The following is a 17,639-nucleotide window of genomic DNA, read 5'->3' as shown; positions in this document are numbered from 1 at the left end:
GGCGGCAACAGCGCGGTGGTCCCACCTGACCCCATGCCGAACTCAGAAGTGAAACGCCGTAGCGCCGATGGTAGTGTGGGGCCTCCCCATGCGAGAGTAGGGAACTGCCAGGCATCAAATAAGTGAAGAAGCCCCGGACGAGAGTCCGGGGCTTTTTTACGTCCGTACTTCAGCAAATTTCCCGCCGAAAAACGTGTGATTAGCGGTTTTTTAGCCATTGAACAATATACTCTGCAACCTGCTCAGGCTGATTGATATCCAGCACCGGCACCTGAAGCGCTAACGCTTCATCCGTCGCAACGGCAATCACCCACTCGTCCAGCAATTCATCAATTTCTCCCTTAACGCCGCGCCGCCATAGCACCATCCTGGGTACGGGTTCCTGTTTAAACCCCTCGACCAGCACCAGATCCAGCGATGCAGCGTCCATACGGCCTGCCAGCTGCGCTAAACTAAGCGGCTGCTGCGGCGTTTCGCACATCAACGCCCAGCGTTGCTCGCTGGCGACGATCACCTGATCGGCTCCCGCTTTGCGCAGCAGATAACTGTCTTTTCCCGGCGTATCGATATCCATCTGATGATGGGTATGCTTGATCAGCCCGGGGCGAATGCCCTGCGCTCTCAGTAGCGGAATCACCTGTTGTAACAGGGTGGTTTTGCCGGTGCCACTCCAGCCCACCACCGCCAGTAGCGGCACACTCATCACGCACTTTCCTCATTAACCAAATCGTCAGGCGTATTGATATTGCGGAAGGCGGCTTCAGCATCATCAAACAGTACGCCGTGTCCGCCATGTTCCCGCATAAACTGCATCAGACGGCGTTCTCCGCGCAGCAGCCACGCTTCCAGATCATCGGCCAGCGCACGATGCACCAGGGCTAGCGCCGGATGATCACGCTGACCCGATGTCACCCACACGGCGGCGGCTGCACCACGCTGCTGCCACAGCCGTGCAACAAAATCCTGCGGTAGCCACGGCGTATCGCAGGCGCAAAACGCCACCCATTCGGTCTGGCTGTGCCGCAGGCCGCTGAGCATTCCTGCCAGCGGACCGGGATAATCAGGCAGCGAATCACGAATCACCTGACAACCACTTGCCTGATAACGATCAATGTTACGGTTGGCGCTAATCAACACAATATTGACCTGCGGCTGTAAACGCTGCAGAACGTGCTGATAAAGCGGTTTGCCCTGTAATGGCAGCAAGCCCTTATCCTGACCTCCCATACGGCTGCCTTGCCCGCCTGCGAGGATCACACCGGTAAATGCGGTCATCTTCGTCTCCCTGTTTATTCTGGACGATACTTAACTCGCGGTAGCGAACCACCTGCGCAAAGGAATCAATGATGAAATATCACCGACTCAATGAACTGCTCGAACTGCTGCAGCCTGCCTGGCAGCAAGAACCCGATCTCAACCTGCTGGCATTTTTACAAAAACTGGCGCAGGAATCAGGTTTCAGTGGCCCATTAAGTGAATTAAGCGATGACGTATTGATTTACCATCTCAAAATGCGTGATGCCGGTAGTCAGGCTGTGATCCCGGGTCTGAAGAAAGATTATGAGGTGGACTTCAAAAGCGCGCTATTACGTGCGCGCGGTGTGATCAAGGATGATGAGTAGTGTTATCCTTGCGCGTTCAACGCACAGGTAACACACAGGCACAATGATGAGCGAAGCCGCTTTTAATTTTCAGACGCTGAATCCCGACGTCATCCTTGATGCGCTCTGGGATGCCGGTCTGCGGGTCGAGTCCGGCTTAACCGCCCTGAACAGCTACGAAAACCGCGTCTATCAGTTCAGCGATGAGGATAAGCGGCGCTATGTCGCTAAGTTCTATCGTCCGCAACGCTGGAGCGCCGCGCAGATCGCTGAAGAGCATCGGTTTGCTCAGGATCTGCTGGACGATGAAGTGCCGGTTGCCGCACCGCTGACGCTGCAGGGCAATACGCTCAATCAGCACGCTGGCTTTATGTTCGCGGTGTTTCCCAGCCTCGGTGGCCGGCAGTATGAAACCGACAATGAAGAGCAGATGGAGTGGGTAGGTCGTTTCCTTGGCCGTATCCATCAAACCGGACGCCACAACCCGTTCCGCCAGCGGCCCACTCTGGGCCTGCAGGAGTATGTGGTTGAGCCACGTCTGCAGCTGGAACAGAGCGCGCTGGTGCCTGCCTCGCTGAAGGATGCGCTACTGAAGGCGTTAGATAAACTCAGCGCCACGCTGCAGCAGAGCTGGCATAGCCAGTGGCAACCGCTCCGGCTGCACGGTGACTGCCATCCCGGCAATATTCTGTGGCGCGATGGGCCGATGTTTGTCGATCTCGATGACGCGCGCACCGGTCCGGCTGTGCAGGATTTGTGGATGCTGGTGAACGGCAGCCGTCAGGAGCAATTGATCCAGTGGGATATTTTGCTGGAAGCGTATAACGAATTTGGTGATTTCGATTTACACGAATTGACACTGATTGAGTCTTTACGCGCCATGCGCATGGTTTATTATCTGGCCTGGGTGGTACGCCGCTGGCAGGATCCCGCTTTTCCGCGCGCCTTCCCCTGGATGACCGATGAGGACTTCTGGCGCCGGCAGATTGCACTATTTATCGAGCAGGAAAGGCTGTTACACGAACCGCCGTTACAGCTTAGCCCGCAATTTTAATGAAGTACTCAGGAGATGTTCTCACGATGAAAAAGATTTGGTTTGCGCTGGTAGGTTTGATGCTGGCATTTAGCGCCTCAGCGGCACAGTTCAACGACGGCAAACAGTACGTTACGCTGCCAAAACCGGTCGCCGGTGAGCCGCAGGTTATGGAATTCTTCTCCTTCTTCTGCCCGCACTGTTACCAGTTTGAACGCATTTACCACGTCAGCGATGCGGTGAGAAAGAATCTACCAGCGGATACCAAAGTGACCAAATATCACGTTGATTTCCTCGGCGGCGACTTCGGTCCGGTGGTCACGCATGCGTGGGCAGTGGCAATGGCGCTGGGTGTGGAAGATAAAGTGACCGCACCGATTTTCGACGGCATCCAGAAGACCCAGACCATTACCGACGCAGCCAGTCTGAAAGAGACCTTCATCAAAGCTGCAGGCATCACCTCTGAAGATTACGACGCGGCGTGGAACAGCTTCGCCGTGAAGGCGCTGGTTGCACAGCAGCAGAAAGCGGCTTCAGATGTTAATCTGCAGGGCGTACCGGCGATTTTCGTTAACGGCAAATACATGGTTAACAACGGCGGCCTGGACACCAGCTCAATGGATAACTTCGTGGCGGATTATGCCAACGTCGTGAAATTCCTGGTTGAGAAAAAGTAATTAAGCGCTGAAAACGCGATGGCTTATGCTGTAGCGGCGCGGTTATCACCCGCCGCTACAGTGAAACCAACCCACACCACATCCTTAATTCACTAAGCTATTCATCCCTCACCGCCAGCGTTTTTTGATTACCCTTTCGCTTAATATCCACATAGACGATCGCCTTTTTAAAAAGGTGTTTCGTATCACGGCAAGATTATAACTGACTGATTGTAAAAACATTTTAATCGTAAAATGATTGCAATTAACGTAAATAACAATACGTTATGAATTTTACGCACAAAGTTATCCACAAGATGATCCTTGCGATCCGCGCCGCGTAACCGCGAAAAAGATTCTCACTTTCTGCTGTTACTTCAACATTGTTCGCTGGTTGTGGCATCCTTATAACCCTGATTATCGCAACGAAGAAAATACAAACCTATGGCGCAAATTGCAGAAAATCCCCTGATTCTGGTAGATGGCTCTTCCTACCTCTACCGTGCATATCATGCCTTTCCGCCGCTGACCAACAGTGCGGGTGAGCCAACCGGCGCCATGTATGGTGTGCTCAACATGCTGAAAAGCCTGCTGATGCAGTATCAACCCAGCCATGTGGCTGTGGTCTTCGATGCCAAAGGCAAAACGTTCCGCGATGAGCTATTTGAAAATTACAAATCGCATCGTCCACCGATGCCGGACGATTTACGCGCGCAAATCGCGCCGCTGCATGAGATGGTAAAAGCCATGGGGCTGCCGCTGCTGGCAGTGTCCGGCGTGGAAGCCGATGACGTGATTGGCACGCTGGCGCTGGAAGCGGAAAAGCAGGGGCGTGCGGTGCTGATCAGCACCGGCGATAAAGACATGGCGCAGCTGGTGACGCCGGGCATTACCCTGATTAACACCATGACCAACACCGTGCTCGGTCCGGAAGAAGTCGAGCAGAAATACGGTGTGCCGCCTTCGCTAATTATCGATTTCCTCGCCATGATGGGCGACAGCTCGGACAACATCCCGGGCGTTCCGGGCGTGGGCGAGAAAACCGCACAGGCGCTGCTGCAGGGGCTAGGCGGCATGCAATCCATCTACGACAACCTTGATAAAGTGGCCGGGCTCTCCTTCCGTGGAGCAAAAACCATGGCGGCGAAGCTGGAGCAGAATCGCGATGTGGCGTTTCTCTCCTACCAGCTGGCGACCATCAAAACCGATGTGGAACTGGAGCTGGCCTGCGAGCAGCTGACGGTTAACGAGCCTGACGTTGAAGCATTGCAGACGCTGTTCAGCCGCTATGAATTCAAACGCTGGCTTACCGATCTGCAGGAAGGAAAATGGCTGCAGGGTAAAAAGAGTAATAGCCAGGCGCAGAAATCGCTGCCGGATGAACCCGTCGTGGCCGCAGCGGAAACGGTCAGCGTGCTGTCATCCGACGGCTATGTCACCATCCTCGACGAGGCAACCTTTGCCGACTGGCTGAAAAAACTGCAAAGCGCCGACGTGTTTGCTTTTGACCTGGAAACCGATTCGCTGGATACCCTGAGCGCCAATATTGTCGGCATTGCCTTCGCCGTAGCACCGGGTGAGGCCGCTTACCTGCCGGTGGCGCATGACTATCTTGACGCGCCACCGCAGCTGGATCGCGCCGCGGTGCTGAAGCAGCTGAAACCGCTGCTGGAGGACAGTAAAGCAGCGAAGGTCGGGCAGAATCTGAAGTACGATCGTGGCGTACTGAAAAATTACGATATTGAGCTGAACGGCATCAAATTCGACACCATGCTGGAGTCTTACTGCCTGAACAGCGTCGGCGGCAAGCATGACATGGACAGCCTGGCGGCCCGCTGGCTTAACCACAAAACCGTCACTTTCGAAGAAATCGCCGGTAAAGGTAAAAATCAGCTCACCTTCAATCAGATCGCGCTTGAGCAGGCGGCGCACTATGCGGCAGAAGACGCTGACGTCACGCTGCAGCTGCACCTGCAGATGTGGCCGAAGCTGGAGCAGGAAGCCGGTCCGAAGCAGGTATTCGAGGCGATTGAGATGCCGCTGGTGACAGTCATTTCCCGCGTAGAGCGCAACGGTGTGCTGATCGATCAGAATATCCTCGCGAAACATTCGCAGGAGCTGACCACGCGTCTGGCCGAGCTGGAGCAGAAGGCGCACGAGCTGGCCGGCGAGCCTTTCAACCTCTCCTCCACCAAACAGCTGCAAACCATTCTGTTTGAGAAGCAGGGGATTAAGCCGACGAAGAAAACGCCGGGCGGCGCGCCGTCGACCAGTGAAGAAGTGCTGGCTGAGCTGGCGCTCGACTATCCGCTGCCGAAAGTGATTCTTGAGCATCGCGGCCTGTCGAAGCTGAAATCCACTTACACCGATAAGCTGCCGCAGATGATCAATCCGATCACCGGCCGGGTACACACCTCTTATCACCAGGCGGTGACGGCCACCGGACGACTCTCCTCGACCGACCCGAACCTGCAAAACATTCCGGTGCGCAACGAAGAGGGACGGCGCATTCGTCAGGCGTTTATTGCGGGCGCGGATAAGCGCATCGTGGCTGCCGACTATTCGCAGATTGAGCTGCGAATTATGGCGCACCTGTCGCAGGACAAAGGCCTGCTGGATGCGTTTGCGCAGGGTGAGGATATCCACCGCGCCACGGCGTCTGAAGTGTTTGGTGTGGCGCTGAGCAAGGTTTCCGGTGAGCAACGCCGCAGTGCGAAAGCGATTAACTTCGGACTAATTTATGGCATGAGCGCATTTGGTTTGTCGCGTCAGCTGAATATTGGTGCCGGCGAAGCGAAGAAGTACATGGATCTCTACTTTGAGCGCTATCCGGGCGTGCTGCGTTACATGGAAGCGACGCGCGCGCAAGCTGCGGATAAGGGGTACGTCGAGACGCTGGATGGTCGTCGTCTGTGGCTGCCGGACATCAACTCCAGCAATGCCATTCGCCGTAAAGCCGCCGAACGTGCGGCGATCAACGCACCGATGCAGGGCACCGCAGCGGACATCATCAAACGTGCCATGATCGCCGTTGACGGCTGGCTGCTGCAGCAGAACAGTGACGAGGTGAAAATGATCATGCAGGTACACGATGAACTGGTATTTGAGATCCACAAAGATGCCGTCGCAGGTGCCAGCCAGACGATCCGCGAACTGATGGAGAACAGCATGAAGCTGGATGTACCGCTGCAGGTTGAAGTGGGAACCGGCGATAACTGGGATCAGGCGCACTAAGGGCCCGCTGCCCGCCACAGATGCTGGTGGCGGGCAGCGTCATAAGAAAAAAGTTTACTTAATCGGTTCAGCCGGTCATCAAAACTGCCGGTAAAATACAGGTTAAGTAACTGCTTATCGGCTAAGCATTTTTTTGGTAATTAAACTACATGCCCTGCGCGAAAATGTGACGAAGCTGGTAAAAATGATGTCGAATTCTGAAACTTAACAACAAAAAACCCTTTGTTGGTCAGAAAAAATCGGGTAAAGTTCATCGCGTAGGGTACAGAGGTAAGATGTTCTATCTTTCAGACCTTTTACTTCACGTAATCGGATTTGGCTGAATATTAGCCGCCCCAGTCATTTATGACTGGGGCGTTTTTTATTGGGCTTTTTCTGAAAAAAAGCGGACGCAAAGGCCCGCTCTGGTGCTACTCTGACAGTGCTTCACCGTCGCCTTCCTGCGCCGGAGTCAGCTCGCTAAACCAGGTATCGAGTTTCTGACGCAGCTTATCGACGCCCAGTTTTTTCAGCGATGAGAACATCTCGACCTGGACATCGCCCATAAATGCCAACGATGCCTCACGCACCATGTTCAGCTGCGCTTTACGGGCACCGGAAGCCAGCTTGTCGGCTTTAGTCAGCAGAATCATAACCGGAATACCGCTCTGCACCGCCCATTCAACCATTTGCTGATCGAGATCTTTAAGCGGATGGCGGATATCCATCAGCACCACCAGTCCTTTCAGGGCCTGACGTTTCTGCAAATATTCACCCAGCGCGCGCTGCCATTTACGCTTCATCTCTTCCGGGACTTCCGCATAACCGTAACCTGGTAAATCCACCAGGCGTTTGCCTTCCACCACTTCAAACAGGTTAATCAGCTGCGTGCGGCCTGGTGTTTTACTGGTACGCGCCAGGCTTTTCTGGTTGGTCAGGGTATTCAGCGCGCTGGATTTGCCTGCATTTGAGCGCCCGGCAAAGGCAACTTCAATGCCCGTATCCGCCGGTAGATGACGAATATCCGGCGCGCTGAGCATGAAATGGGTGACGTGATAGTTCAAAGCAGACAATGTAAAACTCCAGCAGAATGATCGGGCAATGGCGCTGATTATACCTGTTATGGCGCAAAAGTGCCCGACAGGCGTCTTAACGCGCCATTTTGTAAGAGATCGCCGCTAACTGCTACCAGTGATGACGGATTCATGCAACATTCATTCGTTATAATATTGTTTATTTTCAATGAATTAAGTTAAACATGAAAAAGACCGCTCTAAATTAGAGACAAGTCTCACTTGTTCAATTTACTGTTTGGTCTACATTTGTTGTCAGTGCACGGCAGCACCCATCAGGATGATGAGCTCAGGAGCGTCGGGGATGACCGCGAGCATGGCAGGAGAGCGATTCAGGCAGGAATCGGACAGGGACAGGGATTACTCGCAGGAGCGATGTGGCGATGGAGCAACCGGGACGTTGTGAGCCGTAAAGGATTTGACGCGTGTTTCCTTCGTATGAAGGTGCGAAATAAGGCGATAGCACAGGCTATCGCCTTTTTTCTTTGTCATCTTTCTGCTAGATTTCGCCGCAATTCTATACTGAACTCACCAGGCATCGCCGAGACCGAACACATGAAGCAACCTGCACCAGCCCAGCGTGGCAAACCTGCTGCTAAAGCGAAACGCAAATCGCGTGAAGAACTGAACCAGGAAGCCCGCGATCGCAAGCGCGATAAAAAGCACAGCGGCCACAAATCCGGCAGCCGCGCCAACCCGGAAACGCAAAGCGCCGGTAAAGGGCACAGCAAAAAGAGCGCCGATCCGCGCGTGGGCAGCAAAAAGCCAGTCGCGCTGGTGGCGGACGGCAAAACCCTGCCCGAAAAGAAAGTGGCGAAGCCAAAACCCAAAGCCGAAAAAGTGCGCCTGACGCCGCAGGAAGAGCTGGCCAAGCTGGAGAACGATGAGCGTCTCGACACGCTGCTCGATCGCCTTGAGAGCGGCGAAACCCTGAGCGCAGAAGATCAGGCGTGGCTGGATGAGACGCTGGATCGCATCGACGAGCTGATGGAAACGCTGGGCATTGCGCTGGACGACGACGCCGAAGATGAGCAGGCAGAAGAGGATATGATGCGCCTGCTTAAGGGCCACTAACCGCCATTTTTGATCGGCATGCGGCTTTGCGCATGCCGCGCTAAACAGGTATTCACCTATGTTTTGGCCTGGATCAATTTTAGCGCTGCTGCTGACATGTTATCTGCTGTGGTTATTGTTTAAACTACGCCGCCTGTCGCGGCTGAAATCGCGCTTACGGCGGCGTTCCGCCCAGCGCTTCGTCTCCTCTTCTGCCACGCGACCCGCCCTCAGACGACGTCACCGTAAGGAGTGAGCATGTCATCGCAGCAGATTGAGTGGGATCAGCGACTCATCGAAAAATACAATTACGCCGGTCCGCGTTACACCTCCTATCCCACCGCGCTGGAATTCAGTGAAAGCTTTGGCGCGAGCGATTTTCAGCGCGCGGTTGAGCGCTATCCCGAGCGCGCGCTGTCACTGTATGTGCATATCCCGTTCTGCCATCGTCTGTGTTACTTCTGCGGCTGCAATAAAATCGTGACGCGCCAACTGCACAAGGCCGATCGCTATCTGGAGGTTCTGGCGCAGGAGATTCGTCAGCGCGCTCCACTGTTTGCCGGCCGTCGCGTTACGCAGCTGCACTGGGGCGGCGGCACGCCCACCTTCCTTAATCAGCAGCAGGTCAGCCGGCTGGTGGCGCTGCTGCGCAGCCATTTCGACATCGCTGACGACGTTGAGATGTCGATCGAAGTCGATCCGCGTGAAATTGAGCTGGAGATGATCGATCATCTGCGCGCAGAGGGCTTCAATCGTCTGAGCATGGGCGTGCAGGATTTCAACAAGACAGTGCAGGAGCGGGTCAACCGCGTTCAGGATGAAGAGACCATTTTCGCCCTGGTGCAGCGTGCCCGCGCGCAGGGATTCCGCTCAGTCAGTCTGGATTTAATCTACGGCCTGCCGCTACAGACGCCAGAGAGCTTTGCCTTTACGCTGCAGCGGGTGATTGCGCTCAATCCGGATCGCCTCAGCGTCTTCAACTATGCGCATATGCCTGCGCTGTTTGCCGCTCAGCGCAAAATCAAAGATGAGGAGCTGCCGACGGCGGCGCAGAAGCTGCAAATCCTGCAGCAAACCATCGCGACGCTGACCGGTGCGGGTTACCAGTTTATTGGCATGGACCATTTTGCCAAACCGGATGATGAACTGGCGGTGGCACAGCGCGCCGGCGTACTGCATCGCAACTTCCAGGGTTACACCACGCAGGGCGAAACCGAACTGCTCGGGCTGGGCGTTTCGGCCATCAGCATGCTGGGCGACAGCTATGCGCAGAATCAGAAAGAGTTAAAAGCCTGGTATGCCAGCGTTGAGCAGCAGGGCCATGCGCTGTGGCGCGGCTTATCTCTCAGCGAAGATGATTGTCTGCGGCGGGATGTAATTAAAGCGCTGATCTGTAACTTTGCGCTGGATTTTGCCGACATCGAAGCCCGGTGGCCAGTGGTGTTTGAACGCTATTTTGCTGAGGATTTAGCGCTGCTGGCGCCGCTGGTGGCGGACGGCTTGCTTGAGATCGGTGAGCGCCGGCTGCAGGTCACCGGCATTGGCCGTCTGCTGATTCGCAACATCTGCATGTGCTTTGACCGCTATCTGCGGCAGAAAGCGCGCATGCAGCAATTTTCGCGGGTAATTTAAGCATAAAGGGAGCCAGCGCTCCCTTTATGTTAACTGAACAGACTGACGCTGATGGCGCAGACCACGGCGGCCAGCGCGGTTTGCGGTGAGTGAGTCACAGCATTACCGATTGCCGCCACGTTATGCGCGATCAGCTGGATGACAGATTGCAACATGTTAGCCTCTCCCGATTGCCGCCCGTATGATACTGAACGGCACCGGTCTGTACAGATGTTACGCGCAGAAAGTGTGCAATAAATAATCCTTTTACACTTTTCCGCGTTATTCCATGCCCAGTTCTTTCAGTTTACGCGTGAGCGTATTACGGCCCCAGCCCAGTAAACGTGCCGCTTCCTGCTTGTGGCCCTGCGTATGACGCAGCGCAGTGGTCAGCAGCGTACGCTCCATCTCCGGCTGTGCTTCTGACAGCAGGTTCTGATGACCGGAACGCAGCGCGCGGTCTGCCCACTGCGCCAGCAGCGTTGCCCAGCTGTCCGGCAGCGACTGCACCGGATTTTCCGGCGTACTCGACTCAAACAGCTCCGGCGGCAGATCCTGAATCAGCACTTCCTGGCCCGCGGCCATCACCGTCAGCCAGCGGCAGGTGTTCTCCAGCTGACGCACGTTACCCGACCAGTGCAGTCGCGTCAGCGCGGCTTCGGTCTCCGGATGCAGAATTTTCGCTTCCACGCCCAGCTCACGCGCTGCGACCTGCAGGAAGTAGCGCGCCAGACGCGGGATATCCTCGCGACGTTCACGCAGCGGCGGCAGATGCACGCGAATCACGTTGAGGCGATGGAACAGGTCCTCACGGAATTTGCCCTCCTGCACGCGCAGTTCCAGATTCTGGTGGGTAGCGGCGATGATGCGCACATCCACTTTGACCGGCGCATAGCCGCCAACACGATAGAACTGGCCATCGGCCAGCACGCGCAGCAGGCGCGTCTGCACATCCAGCGGCATATCGCCGATTTCGTCGAGAAACAGCGTGCCGCCATCGGCCTGCTCAAAGCGGCCCTGACGAATCTGGTTCGCGCCGGTAAACGCGCCTTTCTCGTGGCCAAACAGCTCCGATTCGATCAAATCCTTCGGGATCGCCGCCATATTCAGCGCGATAAACGGGGATTTGGCGCGCGGGCTGTGACGATGCAGCGCATGCGCGACCAGCTCTTTACCGGTACCGGACTCGCCGTTGATCAGCACGCTGATCGACGAACGCGACAGACGGCCGATGATGCGGAAGACATCCTGCATCGCCGGCGCTTCGCCGATGATGTCGGTGGTCGGGCCGCTTACCGGCTGATTGCGCGGCTGCTGCTGCTCCTGATAGTGACTGATGGCGCGCTCTACCAGTGCGACCGCTTCATCAATATCAAACGGCTTAGGCAGGTAATCAAATGCGCCCTGCTGATAAGCGCTGACCGCCGCGTCGAGGTCCGAATGCGCGGTCATAATGATGACCGGCAGCATCGGATGACGCTGTTTGATCTGCTTCAGCAGCGCCAGACCATCCATGCCCGGCATACGAATATCCGACAATAATACGTCCGGGGTTTTGGTCGAGAGCGCATCCAGCACCTCGTTGCCGCTGTCAAAGGTGGCGCAGCTTAAACCGGCTCCAGTGAGCGCACGTTCAAGCACCCAGCGGATGGAGCTATCGTCATCGACGATCCAGACTATCCCTCGTTGCATAGAAACCTCACTGGCGAATAGGCAGGTAAACCGAGAATTCGGTGTGGCCTGGCCAACTGTTAAATTCAATTTTTCCCGAATGCTGATCGATCAGGCTGCGGGCGATTGAGAGACCTAAACCGGTGCCGCCTTCGCGTCCGCTGACCATCGGATAGAACAGCGTATCCTGCAGCTGGGCCGGAATGCCCGGGCCATCATCTTCAATGTCGATACGCGCCACCAGCCGGTAACGCGTGCCGTGTAACGTCAGCTGAAACGCGGTACGGGTACGGATGACAATGGTGCCGCCCGCTTCGCCCAGCGCCTGCAGAGCGTTACGCACCACGTTGAGCAGCACCTGCTCAATCTGGTCCGGGTCGTGCGGCAGCTCCGGCAGGCTGGGGTCATAATCACGCACCAGCGAGACGTTTTCCGGCAGCTCCATCGACACCAGGTTAACCACACGTTCAGCCACCTGATGAATGCTCTGGGTCACGTGCAGTCCGGGCTGCTGCGGACCCAGCAGGCGGTCGACCAGATTACGCAGCCGGTCGGCCTGCTCAATAATCACTTTGGTATATTCATTCAGCGCCGGATCGGGCAGGGCGCGCGATAACAGCTGCGCCGCGCCGCGCAATCCGCCGAGCGGGTTTTTAATTTCGTGCGCCAGGCCGCGCACCAGATCGCGCGCAGCAACCTGTTGAGCGTGCTGAATCTGCTCCTGGCTGAGACGGCGCTGGTTATCCATCGGCGCCATTTCCAGCAGAATAAATCCGTCGGGTAGACGCTGTGCCGTGAGCGACATAATGTGCGCGCGGCCATCCACCACTAACGTGACTTCGCTATCGGTAAAGCCCTGGCCTGCCCCTAAACTCTCGCTCATTACCTCAATGTTCAGCGAAAAATAGCCGGTAAGTTCCGGTAAGGGCGTGCCGAACAATTTTCGTGAGCTTTGCGCCAGTAATTGCTGGGCCGCCGGGTTGGCGTAGTGGATAACCAGATCGTTATCGACCAGCAAAATACTGTTGATCAGGGAGTTGAGAATCTGCCCCGCGTCGGGCAGCGTGCCAGTTGCCATACAGCGTTCCTCTGCACTAAATTAGTGCATTATAGCCTTTGGGGACGCAAATCTATCCGTCGAACGATGAATTCGCGGTGAAAAAAGCCCATCCGGAGATGGGCTAAAGTTTCCACGGCAACAAAAAATCTTCAGCGCCAGGATTAGCACCGTCGCGGCGTTGGCGGCTACGGTGCATCTGCGCGAATCTTTTAAGGATTAAACGCTGTAGTACAGTTCGAACTCAACCGGGTGCGGCGTCATGCGTACGCGGTCGTTGTCAGCTTTACGCAGTTCGATGTAAGCATCGATAGCGTCGTCGGTGAACACGCCGCCACGGGTCAGGAACTCGCGGTCTTCGTTCAGTGCGTTCAGCGCTTCTTCCAGTGAACCGGCCACTTTTGGAATCTCAGCTTCTTCTTCCGGCGGCAGGTCGTACAGGTTTTTGTCCATCGCATCGCCAGGGTGGATCTTGTTGATCACGCCGTCGAGGCCGGCCATCAGCAGTGCGGTGAACGCCAGGTATGGGTTAGCCGCTGGATCCGGGAAGCGCGCTTCGATACGACGTGCTTTCGGGCTGGCCACCACCGGGATACGGATAGAGGCAGAACGGTTACGTGCTGAGTAAGCCAGCATTACCGGTGCTTCGTAGCCTGGGACCAGACGCTTGTATGAGTTGGTGGTCGGGTTTGCCAGGGCGTTGATGGCTTTAGCGTGCTTGATGATACCGCCGATGTAGAACAGGGCAGTTTCAGACAGGCCGCCGTATTTGTCGCCAGAGAACAGGTTTACGCCGCCTTTAGACAGTGACATGTGGCAGTGCATACCGGAACCGTTGTCGCCAAACATTGGCTTCGGCATAAAGGTCGCCGTTTTGCCGTAGGCGTGCGCGACGTTGTGCACGACATATTTGTAGATCTGAATTTCGTCAGCTTTCTTGGTCATGGTGTTGAAGCGGGTAGCCACTTCGTTCTGACCAGCAGTAGCCACTTCGTGGTGATGCGCTTCTACCACCAGACCCATCTGCTCCATGGTCAGACACATGGCAGAACGGATGTCCTGTGATGAGTCAACCGGTGGCACCGGGAAGTAGCCGCCTTTCAGACCTGGACGGTGACCTTTGTTACCGCCTTCGTACTCTTTACCGGTGTTCCAGGCTGCTTCGATGTCGTCGATAGCCACGTGTGAGCCGGAAGTTGAAGAGCCGAAACGGATGTCGTCAAACAGGAAGAACTCTGGCTCAGGTCCGAACAGTACGGTGTCGGCGATGCCGGAAGAACGCAGGAACTCTTCTGCGCGCTTGGCAATGGAGCGCGGGTCGCGATCGTAGCCCTGCAGCGTGCCTGGCTCGAGAATGTCACAGCGGATGATGAGCGTCGGATCTTCGAAGAACGGATCCATTACGGCAGTTGTTGCATCCGGCATCAGCACCATGTCTGATTCGTTAATGCCTTTCCAGCCGCCGATGGAAGAGCCATCGAACATTTTGCCTTCTTCGAAGAAGTCAGCGTTAACCTGGTGAGCAGGGATAGTAACGTGCTGTTCTTTACCTTTGGTATCGGTAAAACGCAGGTCAACAAACTTAACTTCGTGCTCGTTCATCATCGAGAGAACGTGTTCAGCGGACATACTCAACTCTCCTGGAAATGGTCATTTTGTCGTCGTGGTGAGAGAACTTCTGTTGCCGGGAATGTGTCACGACTACTGACCACCCCTGACCAAGATCTCGGCAAGCTCTTCAACCGTTGTGCAACTGTCGTTTTCGCTTAAAAGATATAAAGCGAATTCTGTGCCAACTTTATTACAATGGTGAAAATGGCGCTGTGATGCGCCCTGCGGTGAGACGACGGCTGCACCAGCGTGGATGGAATGCACCAGAATAGTGCCGTCAGTTTAGGGGTAAGCACTTAAATGGTGCAAAGCGCCATCAAAGTGCAGCTTAATGCACCGTTATTGGTGCTAAAAACGCGCACTGCGAGAATCTTTCGGCGAAAACTGTGATCATGTTCAGTCTTTCGCTTAATCCGTGTACAATACCGCGTTATTTCTATAATGCCTGAGGCAAAGCTGTGATCGAAAATTTGCGTAACATCGCCATCATCGCGCACGTTGACCATGGTAAGACCACCCTGGTTGACAAACTGCTGCAACAGTCCGGTACTTTTGATGCCCGTACCGAAGCGACTGAGCGCGTGATGGACTCCAACGATTTGGAGAAAGAGCGTGGGATTACCATCCTCGCGAAAAACACCGCCATCAAATGGAACGACTACCGTATCAACATCGTTGATACCCCGGGACACGCCGACTTCGGTGGTGAAGTTGAGCGCGTCATGTCCATGGTGGATTCGGTGCTGCTGGTTGTAGACGCGATGGATGGCCCTATGCCGCAAACCCGCTTCGTAACCAAGAAAGCCTTTGCCCACGGTTTGAAGCCGATTGTAGTCATCAACAAAGTTGACCGTCCTGGCGCGCGTCCGGACTGGGTTGTTGACCAGGTATTTGACCTGTTCGTCAACCTCGACGCGACTGACGAGCAGCTCGATTTCCCGATCATTTATGCGTCTGCGCTGAATGGTATCGCCGGTCTGGATCACACCGACATGGCTGACGACATGACCCCGCTGTATCAGGCCATCGTCGACCACGTTTCTCCACCGCAGGTTGAAGTTGAAGCCCCACTGCAGATGCAGATCTCGCAGCTGGACTATAACAACTACCTCGGCGTAATCGGTATCGGCCGCATCAAGCGCGGTAAAGTGAAGCCAAACCAGCAGGTTACTGTGATCGACAGCGAAGGGAAAACCCGTAACGCGAAAGTCGGTAAAGTGCTGGGCCATCTGGGTCTGGAGCGTATTGAATCCGACCTGGCTGAAGCGGGCGACATCATCGCGATCACCGGTCTGGGCGAGCTGAACATCTCCGACACCATCTGCGACACGCAGAATGTGGAAGCGCTGCCAGCGCTGAGCGTGGATGAGCCAACCGTAACCATGTTCTTCAACATCAACACCTCACCGTTCTGTGGTAAAGAAGGTAAGTTTGTGACGTCGCGTCAGATCCTTGAGCGTCTGAACAAAGAGCTGGTGCACAACGTAGCGCTGCGCGTAGAAGAAACTGAAGATGCTGATGCATTCCGCGTATCCGGTCGTGGTGAGCTGCACCTGTCAGTTCTGATCGAGAACATGCGTCGTGAAGGCTACGAGCTGGCGGTATCCCGTCCGAAAGTTATCTTCCGTGAATTCGAAGGCCGCAAGCAGGAGCCATTCGAAAACGTTACCCTCGACATCGAAGAAACCCACCAGGGTTCGGTGATGCAGGCGATGGGTGAGCGTAAAGGCGACCTGAAAAACATGGATCCGGATGGTAAAGGCCGCGTACGTCTCGACTACGTGATCCCAAGCCGTGGTCTGATCGGCTTCCGTAACGAATTCATGACCATGACTTCCGGTACTGGTCTGCTGTACTCCACCTTCAGCCACTACGACGACGTGCGTCCGGGCGAAGTGGGCCAGCGTCAGAACGGCGTGCTGATCTCCAACGGTCAGGGTAAAGCGGTTGCCTTCGCCCTGTTCGGCCTGCAGGATCGCGGTAAGCTGTTCCTCGGTCACGGTGCGGAAGTGTATGAAGGCCAGATCATCGGTATTCACAGCCGTTCTAACGACCTGACCGTAAACTGCCTGACCGGTAAGAAACTGACCAACATGCGTGCCTCAGGTACTGACGAAGCTACCACCCTGGTACCACCGCAGAAAATGACGCTGGAGCAGGCTATCGAGTTCATCGATGACGACGAACTGGTAGAAGTGACGCCGCAGTCAGTACGTATTCGTAAACGCCACCTGACCGAGAACGATCGCAAACGCGCGTCTCGCGGCAGCAAAGAGTAAGCGAAATCGTCTGATAATGAGCCCCGCACCCGCGGGGCTTTTTTTTGCCTGCCGTCTGAGGCAGCGTGACCCGCACGAAATCAGACCCCGCTTGCGGAATGCGGATTTCCCCTAAGCGTACCTGTTCAGGCTTGCCTTTTACCGCTAGAGTGAATGATCCAGGGAACGTAGAGGAGAGGTGTCATGCTGTACATCTTTGATTTAGGCAATGTGATTGTTGATATCGATTTCAATCGGGTACTCGGCGTCTGGAGCGATCTGGGACGCGTGCCGCTTGCCACGCTGCAGAGCCGTTTTCGCATGGACGAGACCTTCGAGCAGCACGAGCGGGGCGAAATCAGCGACCCGGAGTTTGCCGCGCGGCTGTGTGAGCAGCTCGATATTGCCCTGAGCTATCCGCAGTTCACCGCTGGCTGGCAGGCGGTGTTTGTCGGCGTACGTCCGGAAACGCTGGCGATCATGAACCAGCTGCGCGCCAGCGGCGAGCGCGTGGTGATTCTGTCTAACACCAACCAGCTGCATTTCGAGTTCTGGCCAACGCAGTATCCGGAAGTGCAGCAGGCTGCCGACCACATCTATATGTCGCAGGATATCGGCATGCGCAAACCGGAAGCGCGCATCTGGCACTACGTACTGGAGCATGAAGGCTTCACCGCCGATCAGGCGGTATTCTTTGATGACAACCAGGCGAATGTTGATGCGGCGCGCGCGCTGGGCATTGAGAGCGTGCTGGTCGAAGATGCGAAAACCGTGCCTGACTGGTTTGCGAGCCGTCGCTGAG

The 17,639-nt window shown here is 55.6% G+C and carries 16 protein-coding genes and 1 rRNA gene; 10 read left to right on the top strand and 7 right to left on the bottom strand.

The features are described 5' to 3' along the window. A 5S ribosomal RNA gene (gene rrf, locus CBW22_RS11665) occupies positions 1–113 on the top strand; the annotation flags it as partial. A gap of 86 nt (positions 114–199) precedes the next feature. Here rrf and mobB read toward each other — a convergent pair. Continuing rightward, complete coding sequence (mobB, locus tag CBW22_RS11660) at positions 200–703, bottom strand: molybdopterin-guanine dinucleotide biosynthesis protein MobB (protein WP_088516704.1); 504 nt, start codon at positions 701–703, stop codon at positions 200–202. Then, positions 703–1,275: a molybdenum cofactor guanylyltransferase MobA gene (mobA, locus tag CBW22_RS11655; RefSeq protein ID WP_088516703.1), complete on the bottom strand. Its 573-nt coding sequence runs from the start codon at positions 1,273–1,275 to the stop codon at positions 703–705. Before mobA ends, mobB begins: the two co-directional genes overlap by 1 nt. A 71-nt stretch (positions 1,276–1,346) precedes the next feature. Between mobA and CBW22_RS11650 the strand changes: the two genes are divergently transcribed. The 5 genes from CBW22_RS11650 (at position 1,347) to CBW22_RS27040 (ending at position 6,847) form a co-directional block, all read left to right on the top strand. Next, positions 1,347–1,622: a YihD family protein gene (locus CBW22_RS11650; RefSeq protein ID WP_021313943.1), complete on the top strand. Its 276-nt coding sequence runs from the start codon at positions 1,347–1,349 to the stop codon at positions 1,620–1,622. A 46-nt stretch (positions 1,623–1,668) separates the two neighbouring features. After that, positions 1,669–2,655 (top strand): serine/threonine protein kinase, encoded by a 987-nt coding sequence (locus tag CBW22_RS11645; protein WP_088516702.1) that lies wholly within the window; start codon positions 1,669–1,671, stop codon positions 2,653–2,655. Between the two features lie 26 nt (positions 2,656–2,681). Beyond that, positions 2,682–3,311, top strand: coding sequence for a thiol:disulfide interchange protein DsbA (gene dsbA, locus CBW22_RS11640; protein ID WP_021507125.1), 630 nt, complete (start codon positions 2,682–2,684; stop codon positions 3,309–3,311). A 423-nt stretch (positions 3,312–3,734) separates the two neighbouring features. Beyond that, complete coding sequence (gene polA, locus CBW22_RS11635; protein ID WP_088516701.1) at positions 3,735–6,524, top strand: DNA polymerase I; 2,790 nt, start codon at positions 3,735–3,737, stop codon at positions 6,522–6,524. A 275-nt stretch (positions 6,525–6,799) separates the two neighbouring features. Continuing rightward, entirely contained in the window at positions 6,800–6,847 is a 48-nt protein-coding gene (locus tag CBW22_RS27040) for a spot 42 RNA, inhibition of DNA synthesis (protein ID WP_071892919.1), read from the top strand. Between the two features lie 87 nt (positions 6,848–6,934). Here the strand turns inward: CBW22_RS27040 and yihA are convergent, their stop codons facing one another. Then, positions 6,935–7,576: a ribosome biogenesis GTP-binding protein YihA/YsxC gene (gene yihA / locus CBW22_RS11630; protein WP_031279643.1), complete on the bottom strand. Its 642-nt coding sequence runs from the start codon at positions 7,574–7,576 to the stop codon at positions 6,935–6,937. A 555-nt stretch (positions 7,577–8,131) separates the two neighbouring features. Here yihA and yihI point away from each other — a divergent pair. Together yihI and hemN are read left to right on the top strand one after the other, a co-directional pair. After that, positions 8,132–8,650 (top strand): Der GTPase-activating protein YihI, encoded by a 519-nt coding sequence (yihI, locus tag CBW22_RS11625; protein WP_058770999.1) that lies wholly within the window; start codon positions 8,132–8,134, stop codon positions 8,648–8,650. A gap of 237 nt (positions 8,651–8,887) precedes the next feature. Further along, complete coding sequence (gene hemN, locus CBW22_RS11620; protein ID WP_088516700.1) at positions 8,888–10,261, top strand: oxygen-independent coproporphyrinogen III oxidase; 1,374 nt, start codon at positions 8,888–8,890, stop codon at positions 10,259–10,261. Positions 10,262–10,290: 29 nt separating this feature from the next. Here the strand turns inward: hemN and CBW22_RS26040 are convergent, their stop codons facing one another. The 4 genes from CBW22_RS26040 to glnA all read right to left on the bottom strand — a co-directional run bounded on the left by CBW22_RS26040 (position 10,291) and on the right by glnA (position 14,597). Further along, positions 10,291–10,416 (bottom strand): YshB family small membrane protein, encoded by a 126-nt coding sequence (locus CBW22_RS26040; RefSeq protein WP_021507120.1) that lies wholly within the window; start codon positions 10,414–10,416, stop codon positions 10,291–10,293. Between the two features lie 106 nt (positions 10,417–10,522). Then, entirely contained in the window at positions 10,523–11,932 is a 1,410-nt protein-coding gene (gene glnG, locus CBW22_RS11615) for a nitrogen regulation protein NR(I) (RefSeq protein WP_031279642.1), read from the bottom strand. A 7-nt stretch (positions 11,933–11,939) separates the two neighbouring features. Continuing rightward, positions 11,940–12,989 carry a nitrogen regulation protein NR(II) gene (gene glnL / locus CBW22_RS11610; RefSeq protein ID WP_021507118.1) on the bottom strand — a complete coding sequence of 350 codons (1,050 nt, stop codon included), beginning with the start codon at positions 12,987–12,989 and terminating at the stop codon, positions 11,940–11,942. Positions 12,990–13,187: 198 nt separating this feature from the next. Continuing rightward, on the bottom strand, positions 13,188–14,597 hold the full coding sequence (glnA, locus tag CBW22_RS11605) for a glutamate--ammonia ligase (protein ID WP_031279641.1): 1,410 nt from the start codon (positions 14,595–14,597) through the stop codon (positions 13,188–13,190). A gap of 440 nt (positions 14,598–15,037) precedes the next feature. Here glnA and typA point away from each other — a divergent pair, with 440 nt between their 5' ends. Both typA and yihX read left to right on the top strand, forming a co-directional pair. Next, positions 15,038–16,858, top strand: coding sequence for a ribosome-dependent GTPase TypA (gene typA, locus CBW22_RS11600; RefSeq protein ID WP_088516699.1), 1,821 nt, complete (start codon positions 15,038–15,040; stop codon positions 16,856–16,858). A 183-nt stretch (positions 16,859–17,041) separates the two neighbouring features. Then, positions 17,042–17,638 carry a glucose-1-phosphatase gene (gene yihX / locus CBW22_RS11595; RefSeq protein WP_088516698.1) on the top strand — a complete coding sequence of 199 codons (597 nt, stop codon included), beginning with the start codon at positions 17,042–17,044 and terminating at the stop codon, positions 17,636–17,638. Position 17,639 lies beyond the last annotated feature (1 nt).

Origin of the sequence: Pantoea sp. VS1 (genome assembly GCF_002207995.1) — a bacterium.
Taxonomy (GTDB): domain Bacteria; phylum Pseudomonadota; class Gammaproteobacteria; order Enterobacterales; family Enterobacteriaceae; genus Pantoea; species Pantoea dispersa.
This window is presented reverse-complemented; position numbering and strand designations above follow the sequence as displayed.